At 55.6% G+C, this 25,487-nt stretch carries 27 protein-coding genes; 8 read left to right on the forward strand and 19 right to left on the reverse strand.

Features of this window, described 5'->3' with window-relative positions:
* Nucleotides 1–10: 10 nt before the first annotated feature.
* The 7 genes from argA to coaBC form a co-directional block, all read right to left on the reverse strand.
* Entirely contained in the window at nucleotides 11–1,318 is a 1,308-nt protein-coding gene (gene argA / locus MRBBS_RS16985; protein ID WP_014872828.1) for an amino-acid N-acetyltransferase, read from the reverse strand.
* 25 nt (nucleotides 1,319–1,343) lie between these two features.
* The gene (argE, locus tag MRBBS_RS16990; protein WP_014872829.1) at nucleotides 1,344–2,486 is read right to left on the reverse strand and encodes an acetylornithine deacetylase; all 1,143 of its coding nucleotides are present in this window, start codon (nucleotides 2,484–2,486) and stop codon (nucleotides 1,344–1,346) included.
* A gap of 61 nt (nucleotides 2,487–2,547) precedes the next feature.
* Nucleotides 2,548–3,807, reverse strand: a complete 1,260-nt coding sequence (locus tag MRBBS_RS16995; protein WP_014872830.1) for a hypothetical protein — start codon at nucleotides 3,805–3,807, stop codon at nucleotides 2,548–2,550.
* A 37-nt stretch (nucleotides 3,808–3,844) separates the two neighbouring features.
* Nucleotides 3,845–4,741 carry an acetylglutamate kinase gene (argB, locus tag MRBBS_RS17000; protein WP_014872831.1) on the reverse strand — a complete coding sequence of 299 codons (897 nt, stop codon included), beginning with the start codon at nucleotides 4,739–4,741 and terminating at the stop codon, nucleotides 3,845–3,847.
* A gap of 44 nt (nucleotides 4,742–4,785) precedes the next feature.
* Nucleotides 4,786–7,431: a phosphomannomutase/phosphoglucomutase gene (locus tag MRBBS_RS20370; protein WP_014872832.1), complete on the reverse strand. Its 2,646-nt coding sequence runs from the start codon at nucleotides 7,429–7,431 to the stop codon at nucleotides 4,786–4,788.
* Between the two features lie 136 nt (nucleotides 7,432–7,567).
* Nucleotides 7,568–8,029 (reverse strand): dUTP diphosphatase, encoded by a 462-nt coding sequence (gene dut / locus MRBBS_RS17010; RefSeq protein WP_014872833.1) that lies wholly within the window; start codon nucleotides 8,027–8,029, stop codon nucleotides 7,568–7,570.
* Nucleotides 8,026–9,309, reverse strand: coding sequence for a bifunctional phosphopantothenoylcysteine decarboxylase/phosphopantothenate--cysteine ligase CoaBC (gene coaBC, locus MRBBS_RS17015; RefSeq protein ID WP_014872834.1), 1,284 nt, complete (start codon nucleotides 9,307–9,309; stop codon nucleotides 8,026–8,028). Before coaBC ends, dut begins: the two co-directional genes overlap by 4 nt.
* 653 nt (nucleotides 9,310–9,962) lie before the next feature.
* On the opposite strand from coaBC, the gene MRBBS_RS17025 reads away from it, so the two are divergent.
* Nucleotides 9,963–10,604 (forward strand): PEP-CTERM sorting domain-containing protein, encoded by a 642-nt coding sequence (locus MRBBS_RS17025; RefSeq protein ID WP_014872837.1) that lies wholly within the window; start codon nucleotides 9,963–9,965, stop codon nucleotides 10,602–10,604.
* 100 nt (nucleotides 10,605–10,704) lie between these two features.
* Here MRBBS_RS17025 and MRBBS_RS17030 read toward each other — a convergent pair whose 3' ends face one another.
* Genes MRBBS_RS17030 through MRBBS_RS19250 form a run of 4 tightly spaced genes read right to left on the reverse strand, consistent with a single transcriptional unit; the run spans nucleotide 10,705 to nucleotide 11,767 of the window.
* Nucleotides 10,705–10,968, reverse strand: a complete 264-nt coding sequence (locus MRBBS_RS17030) for an alpha/beta hydrolase-fold protein (RefSeq protein ID WP_144012726.1) — start codon at nucleotides 10,966–10,968, stop codon at nucleotides 10,705–10,707.
* Nucleotides 10,940–11,182, reverse strand: a complete 243-nt coding sequence (locus tag MRBBS_RS19540; protein ID WP_041635362.1) for a hypothetical protein — start codon at nucleotides 11,180–11,182, stop codon at nucleotides 10,940–10,942. Before MRBBS_RS19540 ends, MRBBS_RS17030 begins: the two co-directional genes overlap by 29 nt.
* Nucleotides 11,175–11,564, reverse strand: a complete 390-nt coding sequence (locus MRBBS_RS17040; RefSeq protein WP_014872840.1) for a hypothetical protein — start codon at nucleotides 11,562–11,564, stop codon at nucleotides 11,175–11,177. The genes MRBBS_RS19540 and MRBBS_RS17040 overlap by 8 nt, the downstream gene beginning before the upstream one ends.
* 32 nt (nucleotides 11,565–11,596) lie before the next feature.
* Complete coding sequence (locus tag MRBBS_RS19250) at nucleotides 11,597–11,767, reverse strand: response regulator (protein ID WP_014872841.1); 171 nt, start codon at nucleotides 11,765–11,767, stop codon at nucleotides 11,597–11,599.
* 209 nt (nucleotides 11,768–11,976) lie between these two features.
* Between MRBBS_RS19250 and radC the strand changes: the two genes are divergently transcribed.
* The 3 genes from radC (at nucleotide 11,977) to rpmG (ending at nucleotide 13,405) form a co-directional block, all read left to right on the forward strand.
* Nucleotides 11,977–12,783, forward strand: a complete 807-nt coding sequence (radC, locus tag MRBBS_RS17045; RefSeq protein ID WP_201764324.1) for a RadC family protein — start codon at nucleotides 11,977–11,979, stop codon at nucleotides 12,781–12,783.
* A gap of 218 nt (nucleotides 12,784–13,001) precedes the next feature.
* On the forward strand, nucleotides 13,002–13,238 hold the full coding sequence (rpmB, locus tag MRBBS_RS17050) for a 50S ribosomal protein L28 (protein WP_007348365.1): 237 nt from the start codon (nucleotides 13,002–13,004) through the stop codon (nucleotides 13,236–13,238).
* A gap of 11 nt (nucleotides 13,239–13,249) precedes the next feature.
* Nucleotides 13,250–13,405: a 50S ribosomal protein L33 gene (gene rpmG / locus MRBBS_RS17055; RefSeq protein ID WP_007348364.1), complete on the forward strand. Its 156-nt coding sequence runs from the start codon at nucleotides 13,250–13,252 to the stop codon at nucleotides 13,403–13,405.
* Nucleotides 13,406–13,469: 64 nt separating this feature from the next.
* Here rpmG and MRBBS_RS17060 read toward each other — a convergent pair whose 3' ends face one another.
* The 3 genes from MRBBS_RS17060 to MRBBS_RS17070 form a co-directional block, all read right to left on the reverse strand.
* The gene (locus MRBBS_RS17060; protein WP_014872844.1) at nucleotides 13,470–14,360 is read right to left on the reverse strand and encodes an endonuclease/exonuclease/phosphatase family protein; all 891 of its coding nucleotides are present in this window, start codon (nucleotides 14,358–14,360) and stop codon (nucleotides 13,470–13,472) included.
* A gap of 53 nt (nucleotides 14,361–14,413) precedes the next feature.
* The gene (locus MRBBS_RS17065; RefSeq protein ID WP_014872845.1) at nucleotides 14,414–15,049 is read right to left on the reverse strand and encodes a thiol:disulfide interchange protein DsbA/DsbL; all 636 of its coding nucleotides are present in this window, start codon (nucleotides 15,047–15,049) and stop codon (nucleotides 14,414–14,416) included.
* Nucleotides 15,050–15,202: 153 nt separating this feature from the next.
* Complete coding sequence (locus MRBBS_RS17070; RefSeq protein WP_014872846.1) at nucleotides 15,203–15,811, reverse strand: c-type cytochrome; 609 nt, start codon at nucleotides 15,809–15,811, stop codon at nucleotides 15,203–15,205.
* 175 nt (nucleotides 15,812–15,986) lie between these two features.
* Between MRBBS_RS17070 and yihA the strand changes: the two genes are divergently transcribed.
* On the forward strand, nucleotides 15,987–16,628 hold the full coding sequence (gene yihA / locus MRBBS_RS17075) for a ribosome biogenesis GTP-binding protein YihA/YsxC (RefSeq protein WP_014872847.1): 642 nt from the start codon (nucleotides 15,987–15,989) through the stop codon (nucleotides 16,626–16,628).
* A 150-nt stretch (nucleotides 16,629–16,778) separates the two neighbouring features.
* Here the strand turns inward: yihA and MRBBS_RS17080 are convergent, their stop codons facing one another.
* A complete protein-coding gene (locus tag MRBBS_RS17080; protein ID WP_041635705.1) occupies nucleotides 16,779–17,450 on the reverse strand; it encodes a TetR/AcrR family transcriptional regulator in 672 nt (223 codons plus the stop codon).
* Between the two features lie 159 nt (nucleotides 17,451–17,609).
* On the opposite strand from MRBBS_RS17080, the gene MRBBS_RS17085 reads away from it, so the two are divergent.
* On the forward strand, nucleotides 17,610–19,103 hold the full coding sequence (locus tag MRBBS_RS17085; protein ID WP_014872849.1) for a coniferyl aldehyde dehydrogenase: 1,494 nt from the start codon (nucleotides 17,610–17,612) through the stop codon (nucleotides 19,101–19,103).
* 82 nt (nucleotides 19,104–19,185) lie between these two features.
* Complete coding sequence (gene coaD, locus MRBBS_RS17090) at nucleotides 19,186–19,662, forward strand: pantetheine-phosphate adenylyltransferase (protein WP_014872850.1); 477 nt, start codon at nucleotides 19,186–19,188, stop codon at nucleotides 19,660–19,662.
* A gap of 85 nt (nucleotides 19,663–19,747) precedes the next feature.
* Here coaD and MRBBS_RS17095 read toward each other — a convergent pair whose 3' ends face one another.
* The 4 genes from MRBBS_RS17095 to MRBBS_RS17110 form a co-directional block, all read right to left on the reverse strand.
* Nucleotides 19,748–21,019: a DUF945 family protein gene (locus MRBBS_RS17095; protein ID WP_041635363.1), complete on the reverse strand. Its 1,272-nt coding sequence runs from the start codon at nucleotides 21,017–21,019 to the stop codon at nucleotides 19,748–19,750.
* A gap of 48 nt (nucleotides 21,020–21,067) precedes the next feature.
* Nucleotides 21,068–23,209, reverse strand: coding sequence for a polyphosphate kinase 1 (gene ppk1 / locus MRBBS_RS17100; protein WP_014872852.1), 2,142 nt, complete (start codon nucleotides 23,207–23,209; stop codon nucleotides 21,068–21,070).
* Nucleotides 23,210–23,275: 66 nt separating this feature from the next.
* Nucleotides 23,276–24,265 (reverse strand): porphobilinogen synthase, encoded by a 990-nt coding sequence (gene hemB / locus MRBBS_RS17105; RefSeq protein ID WP_041635364.1) that lies wholly within the window; start codon nucleotides 24,263–24,265, stop codon nucleotides 23,276–23,278.
* 195 nt (nucleotides 24,266–24,460) lie between these two features.
* Complete coding sequence (locus MRBBS_RS17110) at nucleotides 24,461–24,682, reverse strand: hypothetical protein (RefSeq protein WP_014872854.1); 222 nt, start codon at nucleotides 24,680–24,682, stop codon at nucleotides 24,461–24,463.
* 420 nt (nucleotides 24,683–25,102) lie between these two features.
* Between MRBBS_RS17110 and MRBBS_RS17115 the strand changes: the two genes are divergently transcribed.
* On the forward strand, nucleotides 25,103–25,441 hold the full coding sequence (locus MRBBS_RS17115) for a DUF503 domain-containing protein (RefSeq protein WP_014872855.1): 339 nt from the start codon (nucleotides 25,103–25,105) through the stop codon (nucleotides 25,439–25,441).
* Nucleotides 25,442–25,487 lie beyond the last annotated feature (46 nt).

The raw sequence follows: 25,487 nt of genomic DNA on the forward strand, positions 1-25,487 counted from the left end.
AACTGGTTACTCAAAGAGCTTTACAAAAAACTTTGGAGTTGCGCTGGGTGTTGTAAGCCGCCAGTCTCGATTCCGGCAGCGACTGTACCGGCATCGCTTTGAAATCGCGTTCTCGGAACCAGTGTTCGGTTTGCGTGGTCAGCACAAACAGACGCTGAAAACCCTGAGCACGAGCCTGCTGTTCAATCATCGCCAACAGTTCATCGCCGCGTCCTGCGCGGCGGTAATTGGGGTCTACCGCAAAACAGGACAGTTCGCCAGCGTCATCCTCGCCGTAAGGGTGTAGCGCGGCGCACCCAACAATGGTGCCGTCGCGCTCAGCCACCACAAAATGGCCAATTTCGGTTTCCAGCATTTCTGGCGAACGCCGCACCAGAATGCCCTGCTCTTCCAGCGGATAAATCAGATTGGTAATGCCGCCCACATCTTCTACCCGGGCAGCTCGGATCTGCTCGTAAGTGTCGCCACTGACCAGAGTACCGGAACCGTCACGGGTAAACAGCTCCTTTAGCAGCGCACCGTCATCCAGATAACTGATGATGTGAGCGCGGCGCACACCCTTGACACAGGCATCGCACGCCGCTTTCAGCAGCTCTGCATCGTGGCCTGTCACTTGGCCAGCACTTAACTGGTCGGCTGCCTGAGCCGCAGATAATTCACGAACCAGCGTGCCTTCCGCCGCCAACAGGCCCGGGGCATCGATAAACATCATCAGCTTTTCAGCGCGCAAAGCGGCCGCAACCTGGCTTCCAACGTCTTCGTAAGATAGATTGAAAATGTCACCGGTGGGAGAGAAACCCATGGGTGGTAATAATACAATCTGGCCTTGGTCGAGCAGCTTTTCGATACCGGAAACATCAATCCGCCGAACCTTGCCGGTATAACCAAAATCGACACCATCCAATACGCCAACCGGTTTAGCGGTCACGTAATTGCCGCTGCACACTCGTATACGGGCATTGTGCATGGGCGAACTGATAAGGCCCATAGACAACTGGCTCTCGATGTATGCCCGCAATCCGCCTATGGCTTCCATCACCAGCGGCAATTGCTGTTCAGTAGTTACCCGCAACCCGCGGGCAAACGTGGATTCAAGGCCGGCGTCTTGCAGCCGCTGCTGTATCTGGGAGCGGGCACCGAACGCGACTACTAACCGCACGCCCAAGCTACTCAGCAAAGCAATATCGTGAACGATATTGATGAAATTTTCCTGGCTGATGGCATCGCCCGGCAGGGTCAGTACCAGGGTACGGCCGCGGTGTGCATTAATGTAAGGCGACGAATGGCGAAAGCCGCGCAACCAGCCGTTGGCGTTCAATTCAAATCTCCAGGCAAAAGGAATATTACAAACAAAACTGCCTCACAAGCTGACGCAGAATATTAACGGTCGGTACAACCTGTGATTGCGCCAGAAACTCGTCGGGCTGGTGAGCCTGGTCGATAGAACCGGGGCCCATAACCAGAGTTTCCAAACCCAAGCGCTGCATCCACGGCGCCTCTGTGGCGAAGCCGACCGACCCGGCGGTGTGGCCAGTGAGCTTTTCGCAGGCCGTAACCAGAGCGGCATCCGCTGCTGTTTCAAACGGCGGCACGCCGTCAAATAATGGTTCAAACTTGAGCTTCAGGCCGCGTTCACTGGCCACGGGCGCTACCTTCTGCAGAATGGCCTGGCGCAGGGCGTCCATATCCATACCGGGCAGCGGGCGTAAGTCAAAATGCAGCTCACATCGACCGCATATGCGATTGGGGTTGTCACCACCGTGTATGCAGCCAAGGTTCAAGGTTGGCACCTGGACGTCAAAATTCGGATTGCGATACTGCTGCTGCCAATGGGAGCGCAAGGCCAGCAGCTCGCCCATCGCCTGGTGCATGCCTTCCAGTGCGTTGCGGCCCAGCTCCGGATTAGAGGAGTGCCCTGCCTGCCCCTCGAACACCAAGCGTTCCATCATGATGCCTTTGTGCATACGAATCGGGCGCAAGCTGGTGGGCTCTCCAATCACCGCATAACGCGCCTTCGGCTTACCCGCCTCCGCCAGCGCGCGAGCGCCGTTCATCGAGCTCTCCTCGTCGGCGGTAGCAACAATGATCAGCGGTTGCTGCAATGGCTGACCTACAAACTCCTTGGCTGCATCAATGGCAAGGGCAAAAAACCCTTTCATATCGCAAGTGCCAAGGCCATGCCAGCGGTTATCCCGTTCGGTTAGTGTGAACGGATCGCTGTGCCAACGTTTTTCGTCAAACGGGACTGTGTCGGTGTGCCCTGCCAGCACCAGGCCGCCGGAACCGCTGCCCAGGGTGGCAATCAGATTGAACTTGCCGGGCATGTTCGGCACCGGCAGAATTTCCACAGCGAAACCCATGGGCCTCAGCCACTGCGCCAGCAAATCAATCACACCACGATTACTGGAATCCCACTTCGCCGAGGAGCTGGAAATCGATGGTGCTGCAATCAACGCAGTCAACATCTCCAGAATAGATGGCGGCATCACTGCACCGTTCGCAGCACTGCTCGGGACTGAGGTTAACTGAGCCATTGCAGGTTTTCCATCAATTATTATCGTTTGAATTCAGCAGGCGGTTACGCCGCCATACCTCGAACCCGGCAACCGCCGCACGCTGCATGGGGTAAGCCACTTCACCGCCGGCCACCAGACGAGCTACCTCAATTTCATCGTCAGTTACGCGCACCAGTCGACCCGCCACACGATTGTTGTTGCGCAGTGTAATCCTGACTTTTTGTCCAAGCCATTGCTCCGCTGCCGCGACAGGCTGCACTAACCAGCCCTCGGCGAATACAGTTTGCGACTGTTGCGCCGTAAACACCGGTTGCTGTGGCGCTGCCGAAGGGCTGCTGTCGCTTAACAGAAACACATCTGGCACGCTCGCATCGTTATAATACACCACCGCACCAAGGCGGCTGGATGCGCCGGTTTCTTCCGTGTAAATGGGCAACCCCAGAGCGGGTTCGGCTAACCTTAGTGTGGTTTGCAATTCACCGCCCTCGAGCAACCATTGGCGGTACAGTGCCAGCAACTGCGAACTGGCTAGCCAGCCTCGTGCCAGCAGCCCCAGACGTAACTGGGCCACCGAACGACCAGCCCATTGTTCGGTTGTAAGGCCAGCCTCGCGAGCGCACCAAGCAGCCACGCGTCGCATAACACCGCCGTCGCGCAGGGTGATGTCCAGCGAACCACGAGCAAGCGCCTCTTTGGGCGCGCGCCAGTCTACCCACGCGGTGGGCCAGTTCAATTCAACACTGCCAAGCTCATCGGTGATCAGTTCGGCGTAAAAGCCCTCTTCGTTTTGACGCAACAGCGCCTCGCCGGTCATTTCGCCAATGCCCATGCGCATCAAGTCACCACTACTCAGGCGTTGGCGTGGGTCTCGCGCGCAAGACAGAGCGAAGAGCGCCGCTTTGCCGTCACTGTTCGCGCCTTGAGCCGTTACCCAATTGCGGAACATGGTCGCCTCTAGCGCCAGGCTGAGGCCTTCCAGCTTCAGCGTGTACGACTCATCTGCAGCCGGGGCATGCAACAGAGTGACCAATGATACCGGTGAGCGAGCGGTTAACTCTGCAACGGGCACAGTCAGCGGCTGGGTCAGACGAAAGTCTTGCCACTGGCTGCTTTTTAGCAATAGTCGACCGCGCACGCCTGAATGAATTGCGCCGCGTTCGAGCACGCCATAATGGTTCAAGGCCTGCCGCGCCTCATTCATACGCTGATCCGCAAGCCACCAGACGCTGCCCTTGTAACCGGCCCAGGCCAAAACGGTTAAAATCAGCAGCCATAACAACAGGCGTTTCATGCATTCACTCCGTGCACATAGGGTCCGTTTTTACAGATCAGTTCTTGGAGATCAGGGTACCCACACCTTCGTCGGTGAAGATTTCCAGCAGGCAAGCATTGGCCACACGGCCGTCAATAATATGCGACGTGCGCACACCGTTTTCAACCGCACTTAAAGCGCAACGTATTTTCGGCAACATGCCACCGTGGATGGTACCGTCTTCAATCAAGTCGTTGACCTGGCTGGCGGTCAAACCGGTCAGCACCTTGCCATCTTTATTTTTCAAACCGGAAACGTTGGTCAGAAGAATGAGTTTTTCGGCTTTCATGGCTTCAGCCACTTTGCCCGCCACCAAGTCGGCGTTGATGTTGTAAGACTTGCCATCTGGGCCAACGCCGATGGGGGCAATAACCGGAATCACGTTGCCGCGGGTGAGCATGTCAATAACGCTCACGTTCACACTGACCACCTCACCCACACGGCCGATATCGATAATTTCGGGGCGTTCCAGCTCCGGACTGCGATTAACCACCTCCAGTTTTCGAGCGCGGATCAAGTTGGCATCTTTTCCGGTCAAGCCAATGGCCGTTCCGCCCTCGGCGTTGATCAGCGACACAATTTCCTTATTAACCTGGCCGCCAAGCACCATTTCAACCACGTCCATCGTCTGGGCGTCGGTAACCCGCATACCGTTCACAAAGCGTGACTCGATATTTAATCGCGCCAGCAACTCACCAATCTGCGGCCCGCCGCCGTGCACGACAATGGGGTTGATACCCACCAACTTCATCAACACCACATCACGGGCAAAGCTGCTTTTAAGGTCTTCGTTTTCCATGGCGTTGCCGCCGTATTTGATGACTACGGTCTTACCGATAAAGCGCTGTATATACGGCAGCCCCTTGCTGAGTACTGACGCTACCTGAACGGCTGTTTCACGATTCAACGACATACTTTTGCCTTACTGTTATAAAATTCGGATGTCACCACGAGGGTTCAGAATGTGACATTCAGCTCTGGTGCCACTTGCCCAAGCTGCTCACGAAACACCGTTTTTATGCGCTCCAACGCCTCTTCAGATTCTGCTTCAAAACGCAGCACCAGCGCCGGTGTGGTATTAGAAGCCCGGCACAGGCCCCAGCCGTCGCCATACTCCACCCTTACTCCGTCAATTGTGCTGATACTGCCGTCGTCAAATTCACCTTGAGCACTCAGACGCTCAACAATGCCGAATTTAGACGCTTCGGTGACCTCGATATTCAGCTCCGGCGTGCTGACGTCCTCAGGGAAATCCTCGAACACTTCGTCGCTGTGGCGGTCTTCAATACCAAGAATCTCCAATAACCGCGCAGCGGCGTAAAGGCCGTCATCAAAACCGTACCAGCGTTCGGCAAAAAATATGTGACCGCTCATCTCCCCGGCCAGCAAAGCGCCGGTTTCCCGCATTTTGGCTTTCATCAGCGAATGTCCGGTTTTCCACATGACTGGCCGGCCGCCAGCTTGGGATATCACCCCTGCAAGGCGCCGGCTGCATTTCACGTCGTACAACACGTCGGCACCGGGGTTGCGTGACACCACATCGCGGGCAAACAACATCAACAGGCGGTCGGGCCAGATAATGCGGCCGCGGTTAGTCACCACGCCGATGCGGTCACCATCGCCATCAAAGGCAATACCCAAATCAGCGCCTTCCTGTTCAACCTTGGCAATCAGGTCCCGCAAATTCTCAGGTTTGCCCGGGTCCGGGTGGTGATTAGGGAAGTCGCCATCAACATCGCAATACAGCGGAATAACGTCACAGCCCAGCTCGTCAATCAGCATAGGGCCCAGCTCGCCGGCAATGCCGTTACCAGCGTCTACCACCACTTTCAGCGGCGCGGCAACGGCGATGTCGCCAACAATGGTATCCAGATAGGCACGCCTTACGTCTTCCGACGACTGGCTGCCGGAACCCTGAGCCAGGTTCCCGTTAAGAATGCGCCGATGCAGGGCTTTAATAGCATCGCCAGACAGGGTTTCACCACCAAGCATGATCTTGAGGCCGTTGTAGTTGGACGGGTTATGACTCCCGGTAACCATGACACCGGAGCCCGTATCAAGCTGGTGAGTGGCGAAATACAACACCGGAGTGGGCACCGCGCCAACGTGTATAACATCGCACCCACTTGCCATCAGCCCCCGAGCAACCGCATCTGCCAGCCCAGGGCTGGAATGGCGACCATCGTAACCCACGCAAAGCGCACTGACGCCTCGTGCCAGAGCCTCTGAACCAATCGCCTGACCGATCAGTTCAACACCGGCCTCAGTCAGGGTTTCATCAACAATGCCGCGGATGTCGTAAGCACGAAAAATATCCGCTGACAGCGCCGGTGCTTGATCTAGCTCTTCTACCTCAGGCAGGGCTCCGGCACCAAACAACGGTTCGGCAGACACAGCACCAAAACCCAGAACGTCTTCGTCGCCCTCAAGCATATCCACATCGGGCAGGTCTTTTGCTCGGAATAGTGGTTCAACCTCTGCATTGGGGCGTTTTTTACCCACAGCTGCCGGACGTGTGCCCTCACCGGCCTTGCTGACGCGCTTTTCCACAACTTGTGACAATCGGTAAAGCACCTCGGCGAGCGACGCGACTGCGTCCCAGTGCAAAGCTGGTAACTTGCTGCGCTCACCAGAGTAAGCCTTGTGAGCCCATTCAATAACTAAGGTGGAGTCCCGGCGTAACGAGCGCTGCGCGCGGTTGAGCAATACCCAAACCGCGATGGCTGCAGCCAGCATCGGAACCAGCAGCAGCGCTGCCAACAGAATGTTCACCGGCATTTGCGCTTGCCCTGCGGGCGTGTATGCAATGCTCCAATCCGGATTTTTCAGGGTCACAACGCGAGGCTCTCCGCTACCGCTGCCTTGACTTAACAAAATGCTGACCGTTCCTGATACCGCCTGGCGCAGCGCGAGGGCGCCGTTATTTTGGCCATCTACCAACAGAGGCTGCAGGCTGGTGGCGTCAAACACCATCAACAAGGTGCCGGCTACCGAATTGTCGCCCGACATTTTTACCGGCGCGGCCAGATGAATGAACCAGCGGTTGTCGCGGGGAAAAGCATCCGGGAAAAGTGGGCTTCCGGCTTCCGCCTTACGCGCCAACTCCAGACCGGCAAAGCCCAGCATCGGGTCGTTGGTGGCCGAGCGCGGGATGGCAAGACGTGGAAATAAATAAACCGCGGCAACACCGGGCAAGCTGTTTTGTAACTGCTTCGCAGCCTGCAACAGATCGCCGCCATTGCTGACGGTATCGACAAGGCTGGGCTGAGTTGCCAGACCCTGCACGCTCTGGTGCAACAGCGACAGGTAGCCGTTAATTCGGCTTGCGGCGTTGTCAGCCGCCGCCTGGGCCGTTGCCTCGAACTGTTGTTCACTGGCCGGCCGCAAAATCAGGAAAAAAACCAGGGCCAAAGTCAGTGCAGTGGCAACAACAACAATCAATGCCTGGCTCAAAGCGACACCGCCCAGTGTTCGCATGCGGTTCGCCGAACCTGTGTCCTTATCGGATTTGGCAGACGTTTTTTTTGCCCGCATCGAGGGCTTGGCATCCTCAGAATGGTCCAGGGCCTGACTGTCCGGGGTCTTCTTTTTGCCCAGCTTCATGGATTGTTCCTGCGTTTGTCATTGTTCCGGCTCACACTCACTTGCGGGCCTGGTGATTGCAACAGTCTCGCTGAGCTAATTCGCAAAGTATAGCGGCACCGCAGCCACTTTGGGGCGCTGCTGCCAATCACCAGCGCTAGTTGCGGCCGGTTGAACCAAACCCACCCGCACCCCGGTGGCTGCTGTCGAACTCATCAACCACTTCAAATTCAGCTTGCACTACCGGTACCAGCACCAGTTGCGCCAGGCGTTCTCCGGGCTCAACAGTAAACCGGGTTTGGCCGCGGTTCCAGCAAGACACCATCAGCTCGCCTTGGTAGTCGGAGTCAATCAGGCCAACCAGGTTGCCGAGCACGATGCCGTGTTTGTGGCCCAGGCCGCTGCGCGGAAGTATCAGCGCAGCCAGAGCTGGATCCGCAATGTGAATCGCCAAGCCAGTACCAATCAGCTGGGTATCGCCCGGTTCCAGCACCAGGGGCTGCGACAGACAGGCACGCAAATCCAGGCCCGCAGAGCCATCGGTGGCGTAGGCGGGAAACGCTATGCTTTGGCCAATACGCTCGTCCAATACACGGATCTGAAGTTTTTTGCGGGTCATGAAGGTTTCCGGTCAGCATTATTTTGGGGTTTCTGATGAGAGCCATTTTGATTTTGGCTATCGCCAACGCGTGCGTTCAGGCGCGGCGCAATCAGCGCCACCAGCTCGTGCGCAATCTGCTGCTTGTCACAGGGTCCAAGGTGGAACTGGTCAGTGGCGGTGAATACGCTGACGGCGTTGTTGTCGCTGTTAAAGCCCAAACCAGGTACCGACACATCGTTGGCCACAATCATATCCAGCCCCTTCTTGCCCATCTTGCTGATGGCATGGCGGGCAACGTCATTGGTTTCCGCGGCAAAACCCACAGTAAAGGGCGCGTCTGCCCGCGCTGCTACAGTTGCCAGAGTGTCCTGATTACGCACCAGCGCCAGCGTCATCTCGGCGGCGGATTTCTTGAGTTTGTCGCTGGCATAATCCTGCGGGCGATAGTCAGCCACCGCAGCGGTGGCGATAAAAAGATCACAACCCTCATCAACTGCCGCCATCGTCGTTTCAAGCATTTGTTCTGCGGTCATCACCAAGCGCAGGTTTATACCCGCGGGCGGAAGCAGGTTCACCGGCCCGCTGACCAGCACGACCTCAGCGCCGGCAGCGCGCGCGGCTATGGCCATAGCGTAGCCCATTTTACCAGAGCTGTGATTGCTGATGTAGCGCACTGGATCAATAGGTTCACGGGTTGGCCCAGCGGTGATCACCAGGCGTTTGCCAGCCAACACACCCCCGGCGCTATTATCGATTTGCGCTTGTTCCTGAGCCAGCGCCTGCATGATCTGCTCTGGTTCCAGCATGCGCCCTGGGCCGTTATCACCGCAGGCCTGCTGGCCTTCCGCCGGTCCCCACAGGCGAATCTGGGGGTCCGCTTGTAACAGCTGCACCACCCGCTGGGTACGATGATTACCCCACATGGCCTGATTCATCGCCGGCACCAGGGCAATGGGCACCTCGGCAGCACTGCACACCGTAGCCAGCAGATCATCGGCCATGCCCGCCGCCAAGCGCGCCATAAAGTCTGCCGACGCTGGAGCCACAATGATCCGTTGTGCCCATTTCGCCAGCTCAATGTGGCCCATACCAGCCTCGGCTTCCGGGTCTAGCAACGAGGTACGCACCGGCTGCCCGCTCAACGCCTGAAATGTCAGTGGCGTCACAAAAGCTTCAGCGCCACGGGTCATCACCACCTGCACCGAATGCCCCGCTTTTTTTAACAGCCGCACCAGTTCCGCCGTTTTGTAAGCCGCGATGCCGCCGGTAACGCCAACAAGAATTCGTGTACCAACCATAGGGGCTGCGTCCTCATGCGTTGTAAAAGCGTTAACATATCACGCCACAGCGCTACAGACAGCCTGCCGCAGAGTACACCTGCCCTGCTAGCGCACTTTTTTTCCAGTAATCCGGAACCCGTTCCCATAGGCGGCGGTTCAAACCAGCCGCTCTTTCATTTGTAAGGACGCAATCGCATGAGAAGCGCAGGCTGCCATGGAGATCACACGGCGGGTGACAGTAGCTGGCGTCCTGGTCGCTCGGCACGGTGCCACCCACGTCGCGCACCGCTGCCTGGATGCAGCGGGCGATGAGGGCGGTGGAGTCGAACAGGGTGCCGTCCCAGTCGAAGGCGATGTGGTCGAATTGGCGTGGTCGCATGGCGGGAGCTTAGCAAGCCCGTCCAAGCTAAGGACAGGTGAGCGCAGGCATCCATCGAGATGGCCGTACGCATGGCCGGCGTTTCATCCGGAATTTGTCGGTTTTTTTTACAGTCCAAAGATCCGAGTTTTAGAGAATGTTCGGCGTTTCACCCGGAATTTGTCGGTTTTTTTTACAGTCCAAAAATCCGAGTTTTAGAGACATGAAAAAAATCATAGACTTATAGTGCTGGCACGTAAATTGCATAAATTGCTTCGTAGTGAGAAACACACTTTCTCATCAGGAGAAGACCATGAACCTTACGAAATTTTCCAAGTCGGCTGCGTTGGCCGCAGTGCTCTCCGTCGGCGCTGGCGCCGCGAACGCTGCAGCCTGCCTTGTATCGGACGTCACTTTTTCGTCGACCTACCCGACCGGTGCACAAAACGCTGACGAGTGCTCGAATGCATTGGATGGATCAGGAAACAAACCCAACCAGACCGATCTGGATAACACGTTTGGCTTTGGATTCGTCGAGGGCGTGACCCTCGGCAGCGCGAGTGCCGGCACCGCTACCGGCGCCACCAACGTGCTGGGTGGATTTAAGTTCACGCTGAGTGGCTTGACGGCAACCACATCGGGCGAATACAGCCTGACGATTGAGGACACGAACGGTTCGGCATCGCCAAACCTTCCTTTTTATCTTGACTTCGTCCTCTATCTCAAGGGCGGCAATGATGATACCGCAGCGTATTTTTTCGACGACACATTGGTTGACTCTGAGGGTGGAGGAGCATGGAACGTTACGTTCCTAAATAATGGTAACCAAATCCCAAGTCTGTCGAACATCAGCCTGTATGTTCGCAATGGGACTGAGGTTCCTGAGCCTGGCAGCATCGCCTTGCTGGGCCTCGGTCTGCTGGGTCTTGCCACCGCGCGTCGTCGGCGCAGCTAAATAGCGTTATGGGGTGGAAGCACTGCCTCAAGGCCAGACCTGATCGCTGAGTCAAAAAAGAGCCACCTTCGGGTGGCTCTTTCATTTGTGCAATCGCCTTTCAACTCAATTGACTGGCGTGATGCGTCAAATGCCGATCAATCACCGACGCAATGAAGTAATAACCGTGGTCGTAGCGCAGGGTCAGCGGCTGGCTGGCCTGGGCGCAGGCAGTCTCGAAAGCTTCCGGGTGCAGCTGCTCTTGCAGAAACTTGTCGGCCAGCCCCTGGTCGATCAGGATACCGGCGGGGTACGGGGCGGTGGTCTGCGCGGCCATGAGCAGGCGGGCGTCGTGCTCAACCCATGTTGATTCGTCCTGCCCCAGGTAGCCGGTGAACGCTTTGTGGCCCCAGGGGCACTGTGTCGGCGTTCAGGAAGCGCGTGTCACCAAAGCCGCGCAGGTAGGGCACGATGACGCGGCAACCCGCAGCCGCCAACACAGGCGCCACCTCGGCATAGGCGTGGATGTCGTAGGGAAAACCGTGCAGACGAACCCCTGCGGCCAAAATAGTGTCCGCCTCCGGCTTCACGTCAGTCATCTTCGTGAGCGAGCTTGATGCCTGGTTCGGGAAACTTGTCTAACCAATTGGCCAAACTATCAAGGACTCCATCGGCGGAGATATCGCCTTCAAGAAACCAAATTTTGAGTAGCGTGAGCCAAGCGACTGCGCTTTGATGTGCGGGTTTTATCTGCTCTGTTTTTATCAAACCGTGATCGCCATGGTTAAAAAGGCGAACCTCGAAGAACGGCACTGCTGAGAGACCAAGTAGCTGGCGATAGGCATCAGCACTTGACTCAGGATCAACGTAAGCATCATGCGAGCCAAAGAGTGCCAGCATGAGCACGTGAAGCGCTTGCAGGTCAGTGCGAACATCAGCGCGCCAGTTGCGCTTCACGAACCCCCAAAAAGCTTCACTCATTGGCTTAACGCCCCCCTCACCTGCGATATGGCTTAAATAGGCAGCATATTGTCCAGAATCAGACAGTCGTATCGATGCTGTAAAGCCAAGGTGATACCGCTCGCCCCGTTGTCGGCAAAGTCGCATTCGACGTTGTGCAGCTCGAGATACTCCGACATCGCCAACGCCAGGTCCCGGTCATCTTCAACGATCAATGTTTTCATGGCTGCCAGCTACGTGAGAACGAGCATTGAGCTTAAACGGGAATGTCTTAATATTGTATTAAACCCACTATTAATCTGGTTTGTTATTAAACTCTGAATCGCCACACGTTACCGTCCATGGTCGCAACGACAGCCTTCATCCAGTAATCTGGAGCTCGCTCCCCTAGGCGGCTCGAATCAGCCGCCCTTTCATTTGCAAGGATGCAATCATGAGAAACCCCCAGGCGACACCCTGTTCCGTTAAACCCTCTACAGAAACCACTCGAGTGACACCTACCGAGGCACCCTCAGCGGTAGCAGACAGCGCCGCGGCAGCCCCGTTCGCCAGCACTGCAACGGCACCGTTCGCGGCATTATGGCCTACCGATGAACGTCCCCGTGAGCGTCTGTTGGCCCACGGCTCAGAGTGTTTGTCAGACGCCGAGCTGCTGGCCATCTTCCTGCGTACCGGCACCCGCGGCATGCCGGTAATGGAAATGGCCAGGTATCTTTTGGAAACATTTGGCGGATTGCGCAGCCTGATGACCGCTTCCAGCCGTCAGTTCTGCAACATTAAAGGCCTGGGAACTGCCAAGTACGCGCAAATGCAGGCGGCCATGGAAATGGCACGGCGGGTAACGGACGAACCTCTGCGCCAAGGCGATCCTTTAAAGTCCCCGGAAGATACCCGGCGCTTCCTGGCCAGCCGCCTTGGCACTTACTCCCACGAAGTTTTCGCCGCCCTGTTTCTGGATAACCGGCACCGGGTAATCCATTATCGCGAGCTGTTCCGCGGCACCATTGACGGCGCTGCGGTGTACCCGCGGGAGGTGGTGCGCCAGGCGTTGGAAGACAACGCAGCAGCGGTTATATTTGCCCACAATCACCCAAGCGGTGTCGCCGAGCCCAGTCAGGCCGACATCGCACTGACCAAGCGCCTTAAAGATGCTCTGGCGCTAGTGGATATCAGGGTTCTTGACCATATGGTTGTGGGCCACGGTGAGGTAATATCGCTTGCCGAACGAGGTTTGATGTAGACTTGGGTTAACCAAGCTCGGAAATTGAACAATTTACCAACAATTTTTTTGCGTTGGGCTGCCAGTTCTGGTATAAAAGCGTCCCTATTCTGGCGGCGTCTGGCGAGCTACGTTCGGTTTTTAGACGCGAACAGGAAGCTCTAATTGCCCCCTAGGCAACCAGAGACGCAATTAACGAATTCGAATATTAAGACCATAGTTCAAGGTCGGAGGCAAGTATGTCCAGAGTTTGTCAGGTTACCGGTAAGCGTCCGGTTGCTGGTAACAACGTTTCCCACGCGATGAATCACACTCGTCGTCGTTTTCTGCCGAATCTGCAGAGCCATCGCTTTTGGGTTGAAACCGAGAAGCGCTTCGTGAAGCTGCGCGTATCCACCAAGGGTATGCGCATCATCGACAAAAAAGGTATTGACATCGTACTGGCCGATCTTCGTGCCCGTGGCGAGAAATTTTAAGGAGCCATATCATGCGCGAAAAAATCAAGCTGGTTTCATCAGCAGGTACGGGTCACTTTTACACCACCATGAAGAACAAGCGCAACACGCCGGAGAAAATCCAGCTGAGCAAGTTCGACCCGGTCGTACGTAAGCACGTGACCTACAAGGAAGCCAAGATCAAGTAGTTGATCCGGTGACCATAAAAAAACCCGACCATCGAGTCGGGTTTTTTTATGGTTAAAAAGCACTTCAAGACGATTTTGGCGACGTCACATCTGTTTTGGCAAAATAACATTTGCTTTTGGCAGGGTAACAGTCCAAGGCGATGGGCAGGTGGTCTGACACCGGATAACTGACCACACCGGAGCTGTGAACCTGCAGGCTCGGGCTCACCAGAATATGATCTAGCGCTTTTTCAGGGCGCCAGCTAGGAAAACTGTGAGCGTTTGCCGGCAACGGAATCAAGTCGGTCTGCTTTAGCGGCGTATTGGTCAGCAGCTGCTCCGCATGGGCGTTCATGTCGCCCATCAACACCACGTGACGGTAGTCGCTGATCAATTCGCTAACAAAGCCCAGCTGACGCTGCTGGGCCGATTTACTCAGCGACAGATGCATCATTACCAGCAACAGTGGGTCTTCCGGATTGCCGTACTTGGCAACTATCACACCACGGCCGGGAATCAACCCCGGCAAACGATGCTCTTTTACCTCGAGCGGCCGAAACCGGCTCAGCAAACCATTGCTGTGCTGGGCAAACTGCCCAAGATTTCGGTTTAGCTGCTGATACCAATAGGGTATGCCGGCGGCCTCGGCCAGGTACTGAACCTGATTGATATAGCCACTGCGCAAACTGCCACCGTCACATTCCTGTAGCGCAATAACGTCGTAATTACTCAGCAGCGTGGCAATCCGGTCGAGATTTTCAAAACGGCTACGATGAGGCAACACGTGCTGCCAACTGCGGGTCAGGTAGTGCCGGTATGACGACGTGCTTATGCCGACCTGAATATTGAACGTCAGCAGCCGAATGTGATCACCTTCCGAAAAATCCGGAACGTGGTCCACACCCGATGAGCTGCCGCGAGCATCACCCGCAGAACGCCGCATATCATTCCACTGATTGCGCAAACGCTTATACATAGCCACCTATATTTTAAGGGTTCACGCGCCGCCCGCTCAACGGCTCTTTACGCTTACTCGCCGTCGCCGTGTTCCTGAGCAACCAGGTATTTAACCACCTCAATCGCCGCTTGCGGGCTACCGGCCGTAGAAGCGCTAACAATGTATTTGCCATTGACCAGCATAGTCGGTGTTCCGGTCACTCGCGCACCGCGTATTTTGGCCTGCGCCTGCTGCATGCGGGCATTCACGCCAAAGCTTTTATAGTTCTTCAGAAATTCATCCGCATCCACACCGTGCTCGGCGACAAAGTCCGCCAGAGCTTCAGGCGTGTTCAGCTGTCGGCGATCGACCACCAAAGCCTCGAACAAGGCATTGTGAACCTTATCCAGTTCACCCATGGCCTGCAGCGCGTAAAACGCGTAGGCGTGGGGCTCCCAAGACTTACCCAACGCTGCCGGCAAGCGAACATAATCAACGTAGTCTGGCGCGTTGTTTTCGTATTCTTCGGCTAACGGCTTAAATGAATAACAGTGCGGGCAGCCGTACCAGAACACCTCAGCGACCTCTATTTTATTGGCCTGATCGGTTCGCACTGGGTTATCCAGCGCTTTGTAGTGGGTGCCCTGCTGCCAATCCGCCGCCATAGCGGGTAATGCAATGGCCATAGTTCCCGCCAGTACGGCGGCCCTTATTGCTGTCTTAATCATTCATTGTCTCCGACTTGTTGATTACGTAAGGTACGATTATGACCACATAGGACGAAAAAGTTCCATTCACACCAATACCAACCTAGTTACCGTCCGGTCAATAACAAAAAACCCTGCTCAGGCAGGGTTTTTTTGCTAAAACAACGGCCTGACTCAGTTAAGCCCAGAAACGTAATTGGCAACAGCTTCAATTTCAAAATCGGTCAACTTAGACGCTATGTCCATCATGATCGCTGCATTGTTGCCGTTGGCACGGGTACCGTCACGGTAGGCATGCAATTGCTTGGCCACATATTCCGCGTTCTGGCCACCCAATGCCGGATAACCACCCGGCGCGTTGCCATGCCCTTGTGGGCTGTGACAACCGGCACAGGATGGAACACCCGATGCCATATTACCGCCGCGATACAAGGCCTGGCCCTGCTCAACCAAATCCGGATTAGCCTGGTTCACGCCCATCTCCTGGCCGGCAAAATAGGCCGCAAGATCCTGCAGATCCTGATTGGACTTACCCGTTAGCTGGCCGGTCATTTCAACAATGACACGCTCATCCTTCTGGATGGCAACTAATTGGTTGTGAAGATATTTTTCACCCAAACCCGAAATTTTCGGATAAACGCCCATTATGGGATTGGCACCACCCTGCCCATGACAGGCCTGGCATGCTGCTGCGTTCTGTTCACCTGCTTGAGGATCTCCTGCCCCGTGCGCCATCGCTGTAAGGCCGACACCGAGAACAACTCCTGCGATCAGTTTCTTCATGCTCGCTCCGCTTCTCTCATCTTAAAATATTCTTGGTTATGCAGCCGTAAAGACTGGACCGTTCAGGGACAATACCGGGACTGAAACTGCGGACACGCCAAGCGCACCGCCCGGAATTGGTGTAGCATTATACATTAATCCCTGCTAACTAAAATCCAAAGGAAAGCCAATAGCCGTGGACTCTGATCTGACTCAAAAAAACCTGTCATTCAATAGCGCCCGATTTATGGTCAGCGCATCGAAGCTGAACGAATGCCCGGCGGATATTGGCGCAGAAGTCGCCTTTGCCGGCCGCTCCAACGCCGGTAAATCCAGCGCACTGAACACCATCACCGTAAACGGTAAACTGGCGCGAACCAGTAAAACCCCCGGCCGCACCCGGTTGATCAACTTTTTTTCGCTAAACCGGGAAAATACTCGGCTCGTTGATTTGCCCGGTTACGGTTATGCCAGAGTGTCTCGTGACATGAAAGACGACTGGCAAACCCACTTGGGCCATTATTTAAACGATCGCCGCTGCCTACGCGGCCTGGTATTGGTTATGGATATTCGTCACCCACTGACCGAATTCGACCAAACGATGGTCCAATGGTGCCAGCACAACACCATGCCGCTGATGATTCTGGCGACAAAATCCGACAAACTGAAATCTGGCCAAGCTAAAACGGCCATGCTGGGCATCCGCCAGAAGCTGAACGAGTTCAGCTGCGTGCAGCACTTAATCATGTTCTCTTCCAGCAACAAAACCGGCCTGGATGAATGCCGCCAGGCGCTGATTCAGTGGCTGGAAGCAGAGCCGGAAGCCGCCGAAGAATAGTAACTCGCGCCTTCGACGCAAGCCAGACACGAAAAAAGCCGGCCTAAAATAATTCAGGCCGGCCAACGTCAGGGTTTGCGACGTGCTAAAACCTGAAAGCACCTTCCTTGAGCTTCCAAACAAACACGGGAAACGTCCGGATCCCCCATGTTAATTACTTTGATGCGCCGCCTGGCAAAAAGTTCCCGGGCGATAAGTCTCCCGCAGTGCCAACACCGGTTCGCGATATTCCGGGGTCACGTGGGGCAGTTCCAGAGTCAACACCTGATAAATACCCTGCTTCAACTCCGCCAGCGTTAATACCGCCGACTCTTCGGTTGCGTGAGCGGTTTTTAGATAGGCCATCCAATTGGTAATGACCAGCCATACATTTAGCGCCATGGCGGACCGCAGCGGCTCGGGACGCGGCGTAATAATGCCACCGCTGGCGAGCTGGCTAAAGATACCGTTGATGGCGCTCAGGCAACGGCCGGTAAAATCACCGTAGCCTGCGCGCAGGCGTGGGTCTGCGTCTAGCAGCGACTCCAGGTCACGATGGAAAAACCGATATTGCCACAAACCGTCGAACACTGCCTCCAGGTACCAGGCCAGATCTGCCAGCACCAAAGGCTGGCTGCCAGGTGCCGCCAGGTAATAATCAACCTGCTGCTGATAGGCTAGAAACAGCTCGTAAACAATGTCGGCCTTGTTGCGGAAATGGTAATAAAGATTGCCAGGCGAAATCGCCAGTTTTGCCGCGATGTGGTTGGTGCTTATCGCGCGCTCACCACTTTGGTTAAACAGCTGCAGACTGGTCTGCAGGATTCGGTCTCGGGTTTTCATAAAATCGCCAAAAATCGAAAAATCAACGCTCACGCAAGTGCCAGCGAATGCAGCAGGCGCCTCTTTTACGCCGCTTGACTCACTAGAGTATATACTCTAATAATGAATTTTATCGCAACCAAAGTGCGTTTTGCACTGACATACCAGGGAGTCTTTCTAATGGGCGCAACCCTAGCTACCAACGCTGCAAAGAACACCGACAGTGCGGCGGCAGACACGGAAAACCCGGCAGAGAACAGCGCCGAGCAAATTGGCTATACCCACGCCGTTTTCCAAAAACAGCAGCAGGCATTTCGCGCCCAACCCATGCCGACAGCCGACGAGCGCCGCGACAACCTGAATCGATTGAAACAGGCGCTGCTGAGCTGGCAGGACTTACTGATAGCAGCCATTGACAAAGACTTTGGCTGTCGCTCGAAAGATGAAACTCTGATTGCCGAAATCATGCCTTCCGTGCAGGGCATCAATTACACACTGAAACATCTCGACAGCTGGATGAAACCGTCAAAACGGCACGTATCCATGCTGTTCCGCCCTGCCAGCAACCAGGTGCATTACCAACCTAAAGGTGTGGTGGGGGTGATTGTGCCCTGGAACTACCCGCTTTACCTGGCCATCGGGCCTTTGGTCGCGTCGCTGGCCGCCGGCAACCGCACCATGGTAAAAATGTCGGAATTTACCCCGCACACCTCCGCGCTAATGAAAGAGTTGGTGGAAGCCACCTTCGACGAGGAGCAAGTAGCCGTTATTCTGGGGGATGCCAAGGTCGCCGCAGACTTCTCCGAGCGGCCGTTCAACCATTTGCTATTCACCGGGTCAACCTCGGTGGGCAGGCTGGTGATGCAGGCCGCGGCCAAAAACCTGACACCCGTCACCCTCGAGCTTGGCGGAAAATCACCGGCGATTGTCGCAACCGACGTACCACTAAAGGACGCAGCCCAGCGCATTGCCTTTGGCAAGGCGTTCAACGCTGGCCAAACCTGCGTAGCACCAGACTATGTGCTTTGCCCGGCTGACAGAGTGGCTGCTTTTGTCGAGGAATACCGCAAACAGTTCAGCGCCATGTACCCGTCACTGCGGGACAACACCGACTACACGGCGATTATCAACCAACGCCAGTACCAGCGCCTAAAGGGTTATCTGGATGACGCCCGCAGCAAAGGCGCGGAACTCGTCGAGATCAACCCTGCTAACGAAATTCTGGATGCCGCGAGCCACAAATTACCACTGACGTTACTATTGAACACAACGGCGGACATGCGGGTGATGCAGGACGAAATCTTCGGCCCCATTCTGCCTGTTGTGGCCTACGAAACGCTGGACGACGCCCTGCTCTTTATTAACAATCGCCCGCGCCCGCTGGCCTTGTATTACTTCGGTTACAACCAGGAAGAACAACAAAAAGTTGTGGCCAACACCCACTCCGGCGGCATGTGCATAAACGACGCGTTGATGCATGTAGCTCAAGACGACCTGCCGTTCGGTGGCATTGGTGACTCCGGAATGGGGCATTATCACGGCAAAGAAGGATTTCTTACCTTCAGCCACCAGCGCGGAATTTTCGCCAAGCAGCAGTTCAACAGCGGCAAAGTGGTGTACCCGCCCCATGGCGGTGTTGCCCACAAACTGATCTACAAACTGTTCATTCGCTGAGTCAGTTGCACCCGGTTCGTCGCGAAACATCGCTGGCGCTGCTATTCTGGGCAAAATAGCGATAGAGCGACAGGAGTTGTAAATGCCAAAAGTTATTTACCCGGGTACGTTTGACCCCATCACCAACGGCCATACCGATCTGATTGAGCGGGCTAGCCGACTCTTCGACGAAGTGGTGGTGGCGGTTGCCTACAACTCCAGGAAAAAGCCCTTGCTAGAGCTGGAGGAACGCTGTGATCTGGTACGTCAGGCCACTGCCCATGTTCCCAACGTGACGGTCATGGGCTTCAGCAATTTATTAGCAGAATTTGTGCGCTCACAGAACGCCACGGTGATTTTACGCGGCCTGCGAGCGGTGTCAGATTTTGAGTACGAATTTCAGTTGGCAGACATGAACCGCCGCTTGGCACCGGAACTGGAGAGCGTATTCCTTACGCCAACCAATCATTTGTCTTATATATCCTCTACCCTGATCCGCGAGATTGCGTCCTTGGGCGGGGATGTATCCGAATTTGTCAATCCGGCGGTGCAAGACGCGTTGAAAAAAAAATTCAGTTAAAGCAAAACGCCCGAACCAAGCTATTCCCTGAACCAGACCAACACCGGCCAGCATGCCAAACCAGGCGGCTGGCCAGACCCATCGATTACAACAGCGGCGGCAGCGGAATTGGCCGGCCGTTGACGTTCAACATCAAATCTTTCAACGTTGCCTTCAGCAACAGGCGATCACCTTCCGTAATCAACAACCCATCTTTAATCAACGGCGCTGTTTGCATGCGCACAGCTTCGTTGTTTTCAGCCAGGGCCAGCGGTATGGATAACTCCATTTCACCTTCAAGCGCCGGCATGATCAGTAACGACTCAGAATCGCCCGCAACCCCAGGATGGGTTACCAGCACTTTGCCCTGCAACGGCCCGTCCGGGCTGACCAGATGAATGTCCGGAAAACCCACGCTGAAGCCTGCTGCCGCTAACATCTGCATCGACTCGCCCACGTCTGACATCGCCTGCATTTGTTGCTGAAACGCGGTTGGGTCGCCATTTTCGGCGGCAAATGCCGCCAGCTGCATATCCGTCACGCTGCGGCTAACAGCGTTCCAGGCCTCTACGTTCAGGCCCTTCAGCGCGAACTCAATGCGGTGTGGCCCCAGGGTATCCCCTGCAGCCAACTGCAGCTCGTCCAGTTTGACGCTTATGAACGAATCCAGAGCGCTGTTGTCGTCTGTTGCTTTGCTGTTCGAATAGAGCGACAGACCGCGCAGCATAATGGCGTCAGCGTTTGCAGGCATCAACTCCAGACCCTGCAACGCGAGCGTGCCCTCGCCGGTCCAGATGTCACCGCTCAGACGCTGCATTTCCTGCTCCAGCGTCAGATCACTGAGGCGCAGATCTACCTCTTCCGAGGCAATCACCAGCGACGGCCAGTCTGCACTGATATTCACAGCGTCGGCGCCGAGGCTGCCATTTACGCGCACCAGACCACCACTGCCAAAGACTGTCTCCGCGTTACCGTCATCAGTAATGCTGAACTTGGGCACGGTCAGCTCGGCTACCGCCGAACCCCAAAGCCGGGTTTCTGCGGTCAAGCGTGGGGCGTCATCACCAAACCAGCTTTCGCCTGCCGGGGTCCAGCCGTTCACCGGTTTAAAGTCGGTCAGGCTGCCGGTCAGGCCATGGCTCACGCTGGCAAGGTAGGGAACGCTCAGTTCCTCACCGCTTGCCGGGTCTCGTAGCAACAATTTACCTTCAAATTCGGAGCTCCAGAATCCGCGGTCGTAGCGCCCAACTTGCATTTCCAACCAGGTCTGGGAACCGTTCACTTCCTGTGAAGCCAGCTGCCACTGTTGCTCGGTCAGGTAGCCTGTGCCATAGGGCAAAGCAATACCCGCCAACACTAGCAGTCCGGCAGATGCCATTATCCATTGTCGTTTCAAAGCGTTCTCCAGTCATACCACATTAATAAGTTAGGATTTGGCGGTCAGCCGCTCTAGCAACACCAACTGCGAAGCCAGCCTTGGCTCGCCCTCCGCCGGTTCGTTCTGCTCGTAACTGCCATCAGCCTGCAACACCCAAGACTGACAGTTATCAGCGAGATAGGTATTCAAATCGTCTTGCAAGCGCTCCACCAGCGCCGGCTCTTCCACAGGGAAGGCGACCTCAACCCGCCTTAGCAGGTTACGTTCCATGCCGTCGGCGCTGGAGCAATACACTTGGGCTTGGCCATCGTTACCAAAATAGTAAACCCGAGTATGCTCCAGAAAGCGCCCGATAACAGAGCGCACGTGAATGGTACTCGACAACCCGGGCACTTGGGGCCGAAGGCAGCAGATACCACGAATAATCAGGTCGATTTTCGCACCGGCCTGGGAGGCACGATACAGCGCTTTAATCAGCTGAGGCTCGGTCAGGCCGTTGAACTTGAAAATAATCCGGCCCTTCTCACCCAGGCGGGTTTCCCGCTCAATCAGTTGCAGTATTCGCGAATGCAGAGTAAATGGTGAGTGGAACAGTTTCTTGATTTTTAACGCCTTGCCCATACCGGTCAGTTGTTGGAACAGTTTGTTCACATCGTCGCCGATAGATTCGTCGCAGGTCATAAAGCTGTAGTCGGTGTACAGGCGAGCGTTGGCGGCATGATAGTTACCCGTGCCCAAGTGCACATAGCGCCGCAAGCGGCCTTCTTCGCGGCGCACAATCAGAACCATTTTGGCGTGAGTTTTATAGCCCACTACCCCGTAAACCACAATTACCCCGGCTTCCTGCAGGCGGCTGGCCAGCTCCAGGTTTTCCTCCTCGCTGAATCGCGCCGTCAGCTCGATAACAACGGTGACTTCCTTACCCCGACGAGCGGCATCGGCCAAGGCTTCTGCCACTTCGGAGTTGGCACCGGAGCGGTACAAGGTCTGGCGAATGGCCAGCACCTGCGGATCTTTGGCGGCCTGGCGCAGTAAATCCACCACCGGGCTGAAGTTCTCATAGGGATGGAGCAACAGAATCGGACGCTTGCGGATACTGTCAAACATAGAGTCACGGCTGCGAATCTGGCGCGGAATCACCGGGGAAAAACCGGAATAACTCAGGTCCGGTCGGTTCACTAGCCCCCCCACCGCCAGTAGCCGGGTCAGGTTTACCGGGCCGCGCACCTCATAGAGGTCGCGCTCGGTCAGGCCGAACTCGGCCAGCAGAAACTGGACCAGTTCCTGCGGGCAATTATCCGCCACTTCCAGGCGCACACCGTCACCAAAACGGCGGCTCAGCAACTCACCGCGCAGAGCCGAGGCCAGGTCTTCCAGATCGTCTTCCAGCTCCAGATCCGCGTTACGAGTCAGGCGAAACTGGTAACAGCCTTTGATTTCCATACCCGGGAACAGCTCGTCGGTATGGGCGTGAATCATCGACGACAAAAACACCAGATTGTCGCCGCCGTCGCAAACGTCGTCCGGCAGCCGCACCAGCCGCGGCAAAGACTTTGGCGCCGGCACTATGGCCATGCCGGTTTCGCGGCCAAAGGCGTCTTTGCCGTCCAGTTCCACAATAAAGTTGAGGCTTTTGTTCACTAGCCGCGGGAACGGGTGCGATGGGTCCAAGCCAATCGGGCTGACCACCGGTAGAATCTCTTCGTCAAAATAGGTACGTACCCATTGGGCCTGAGCCGGGGTCCATTCATGCCGGCGCACAAAGTGGATATTCTCCTTTTCTAACTCCGGAATAAGCACGTTGTTCAAGATATCGTACTGTTCGTCAATGTACTCGTGAGCCACGCGACTGATTTCCGCCAGTAACTGTTCCGGCTGCAGTCCGTCAGCGTAGACTTGTTCCCGGCCGTACTTCAACTGCTGGCGAATGCCCGCCACGCGAATTTCGAAGAATTCGTCCATGTTGCTGCTGAATATGCAGCAGAAAATAAGCCGGTTGATCAGCGGGTGGGTATCGTCCAGGGCCTGCTTCAATACTCGGTGGTTGAACTGCAGTTGACTCAGTTCGCGGTTGAAGAAATTTTCGCAGGCGTCCAGGCTCAGACTTTCTTCGGGCGAAGGCACCGTGTCCGCTGCGGTCAACGTGGCCTCATTGTCGGCAATCTTCAGATTGCCCTTTTTGCTGGTCATTGGCTTACCGTCCTTGTTTTGTTACTGCCCTCTTAGCACGGGGCCTGAGCGACCCCGTACTTCAGATCATTTCTGTTTCATCAGCCGCGCGGCGCGAATAGCAAAGTAGGTCAGGATACCGTCGGCGCCGGCACGGCGCATGGCCATCAGGCTCTCCATCATCACCGCATCGCCGTCTAGCCAACCATTTTGCGCTGCAGCCATGTGCATGGCGTATTCACCACTGACCTGGTACGCGAACGTAGGCACCTGCAACTCGGTTTTCACCCGTCGAACAATGTCCAGGTACGGCATACCCGGTTTTACCATCACCATATCGGCGCCTTCGGCGATGTCCATGGCCACTTCGTGCAGGGCTTCGTCGCTGTTAGCCGGGTCCATTTGGTAACTGGCCTTATTGCCTTTGCCAATGTTGCGAGCAGAACCTACTGCATCGCGGAATGGGCCATAGTAGGCAGACGCGTACTTGGCCGAATAGGCCATGATACGGGTGTTCACGTAGCCCGCTTCTTCCAAGGCTTCGCGGATCGCAATAATGCGACCGTCCATCATGTCGGAAGGTGCAATAACATCGGCACCGGCTTCGGCCTGAGACAGTGCTTGTTTCACCAACGCCTCTACGGTGATGTCGTTCAACACATAACCGTTGTCATCAATGATGCCGTCCTGGCCGTGTGTGGTAAACGGGTCCAGAGCGGCGTCGGTAATCACACCCAGTTCTGGGTGGGCCTGTTTCAGTGCACGTACGGCTCGCTGCGCCAAACCCTGAGGGTCCCAAGCGCCAGAGCCCTGCAGATCTTTATGCTCGGCAGGCACCACCGGGAACAGGGCAATAGCCGGTATGCCCAACTCCACCACTTCGGCGGCTTGGGCGACCAGAAGGTCAATGCTCAAACGCTCCACGCCGGGCATAGAAGCCACGGCTTCGCGCTGGTTTTCGCCATCCAACACAAACACTGGGAAAATCAGATTGTCCGGCGACAGCTGGTTTTCACGCACCAACCGACGGGAAAAATCACTGGCGCGGTTGCGGCGTAAACGGGTGGCGGGAAACATGCGGGGAGTCAGATTCGACACGGAACCTCCGGATTGGCAAAAAGAGTGGTACAAAAATAAAAGCCGGCTGCGAACGCCGGCACAGGTTTTTATGATACACCTCGGCCGCCAGGCTTGCAGTTGCGGTAACGGTGTATACAAAAAGGCCCGGGCAGTATCGCCCAGGCCTGGCATCGCTTTTAGACGAATGAAGGCTTAGAGTGCACGGCCGTTAAAGCCTGAGTCCACTTTGCTCCCGCCATCGCCACGAAACCCATTCGCCACTTCGCTGATGGTGCCGCCCTGACTCAGGAAGGCCTCAATGTCAGACTGCAATTGGGCACGAACCCGGGCGCGACCCGCAATAGAATGGGTATTTTCAGCGTCGGCAGACCAACCACTGGATGTTTCCAGAGTGCTTTCGTCGAATTCACTCATACTGTTCTCCATCAACGAAAACCAAAAGTACGAATACTAAAGGCCACAGGCCAGCAGTATTCCATTTAGACAGGTTTACACATGTTGAATTGTCTTGGCGTCTTTATAATCCGTAAACGATGACAAGGCTATTTATTGGCAAACACTTTTTTGTAATTTTTTGTAATAAACCACAAAGCATTGATTTTAATAGTTATTAAATTTTCTGCCCCGATCGAAAAAACAGACAAGATTCATCACCGGGCGAGGGCCGTAGGGCAAATTTTCAGCACACAGGGCGCACGCCCTTACACGGCTCAACCACTGTTCGAACGGCAAACTTGCAAGTGAATCTGTCATCGGCGTACCTTGGCGAATTGGAGACGGCAAACTGGGGACAGATTTCAACCGGGGGCAGCTCTCAGTCTGAAGGAATCGTGAATGTCTGACGCATTACGCAAATTGCTCAGGGAGTCGGCGCAAGCTCCAGCAATCAACCCACACATCGGTGTGCTCACCCTGCATTTTCAACTTTATGCCTGTGATGACCTGAAAGCCAAGCGCAAAGTGTTTGCGCCATTAAAAACGATCTGGGGTAAAGAACCGGACTTAGCGGTGGCCGAAACCGACCATCAGGACATCCTAGATTGCGCCACTTGGACTGTCGTGGCGCTGGGCTCGTCGTCACAGCAGATCAGCCAGCGCTTGGACCAAGTCGAAAAAGCCATCAACGAACGCATCGATGCCGCCATTCTGGACGTCGATCGGCAGCTGCTGTAGAGCACACTTAATGAGGCGCCGCCCAATGTGGCGTAACCACTTTTCA

This window comes from Marinobacter sp. BSs20148, from assembly GCF_000283275.1.
GTDB lineage: Bacteria > Pseudomonadota > Gammaproteobacteria > Pseudomonadales > Oleiphilaceae > Marinobacter > Marinobacter psychrophilus.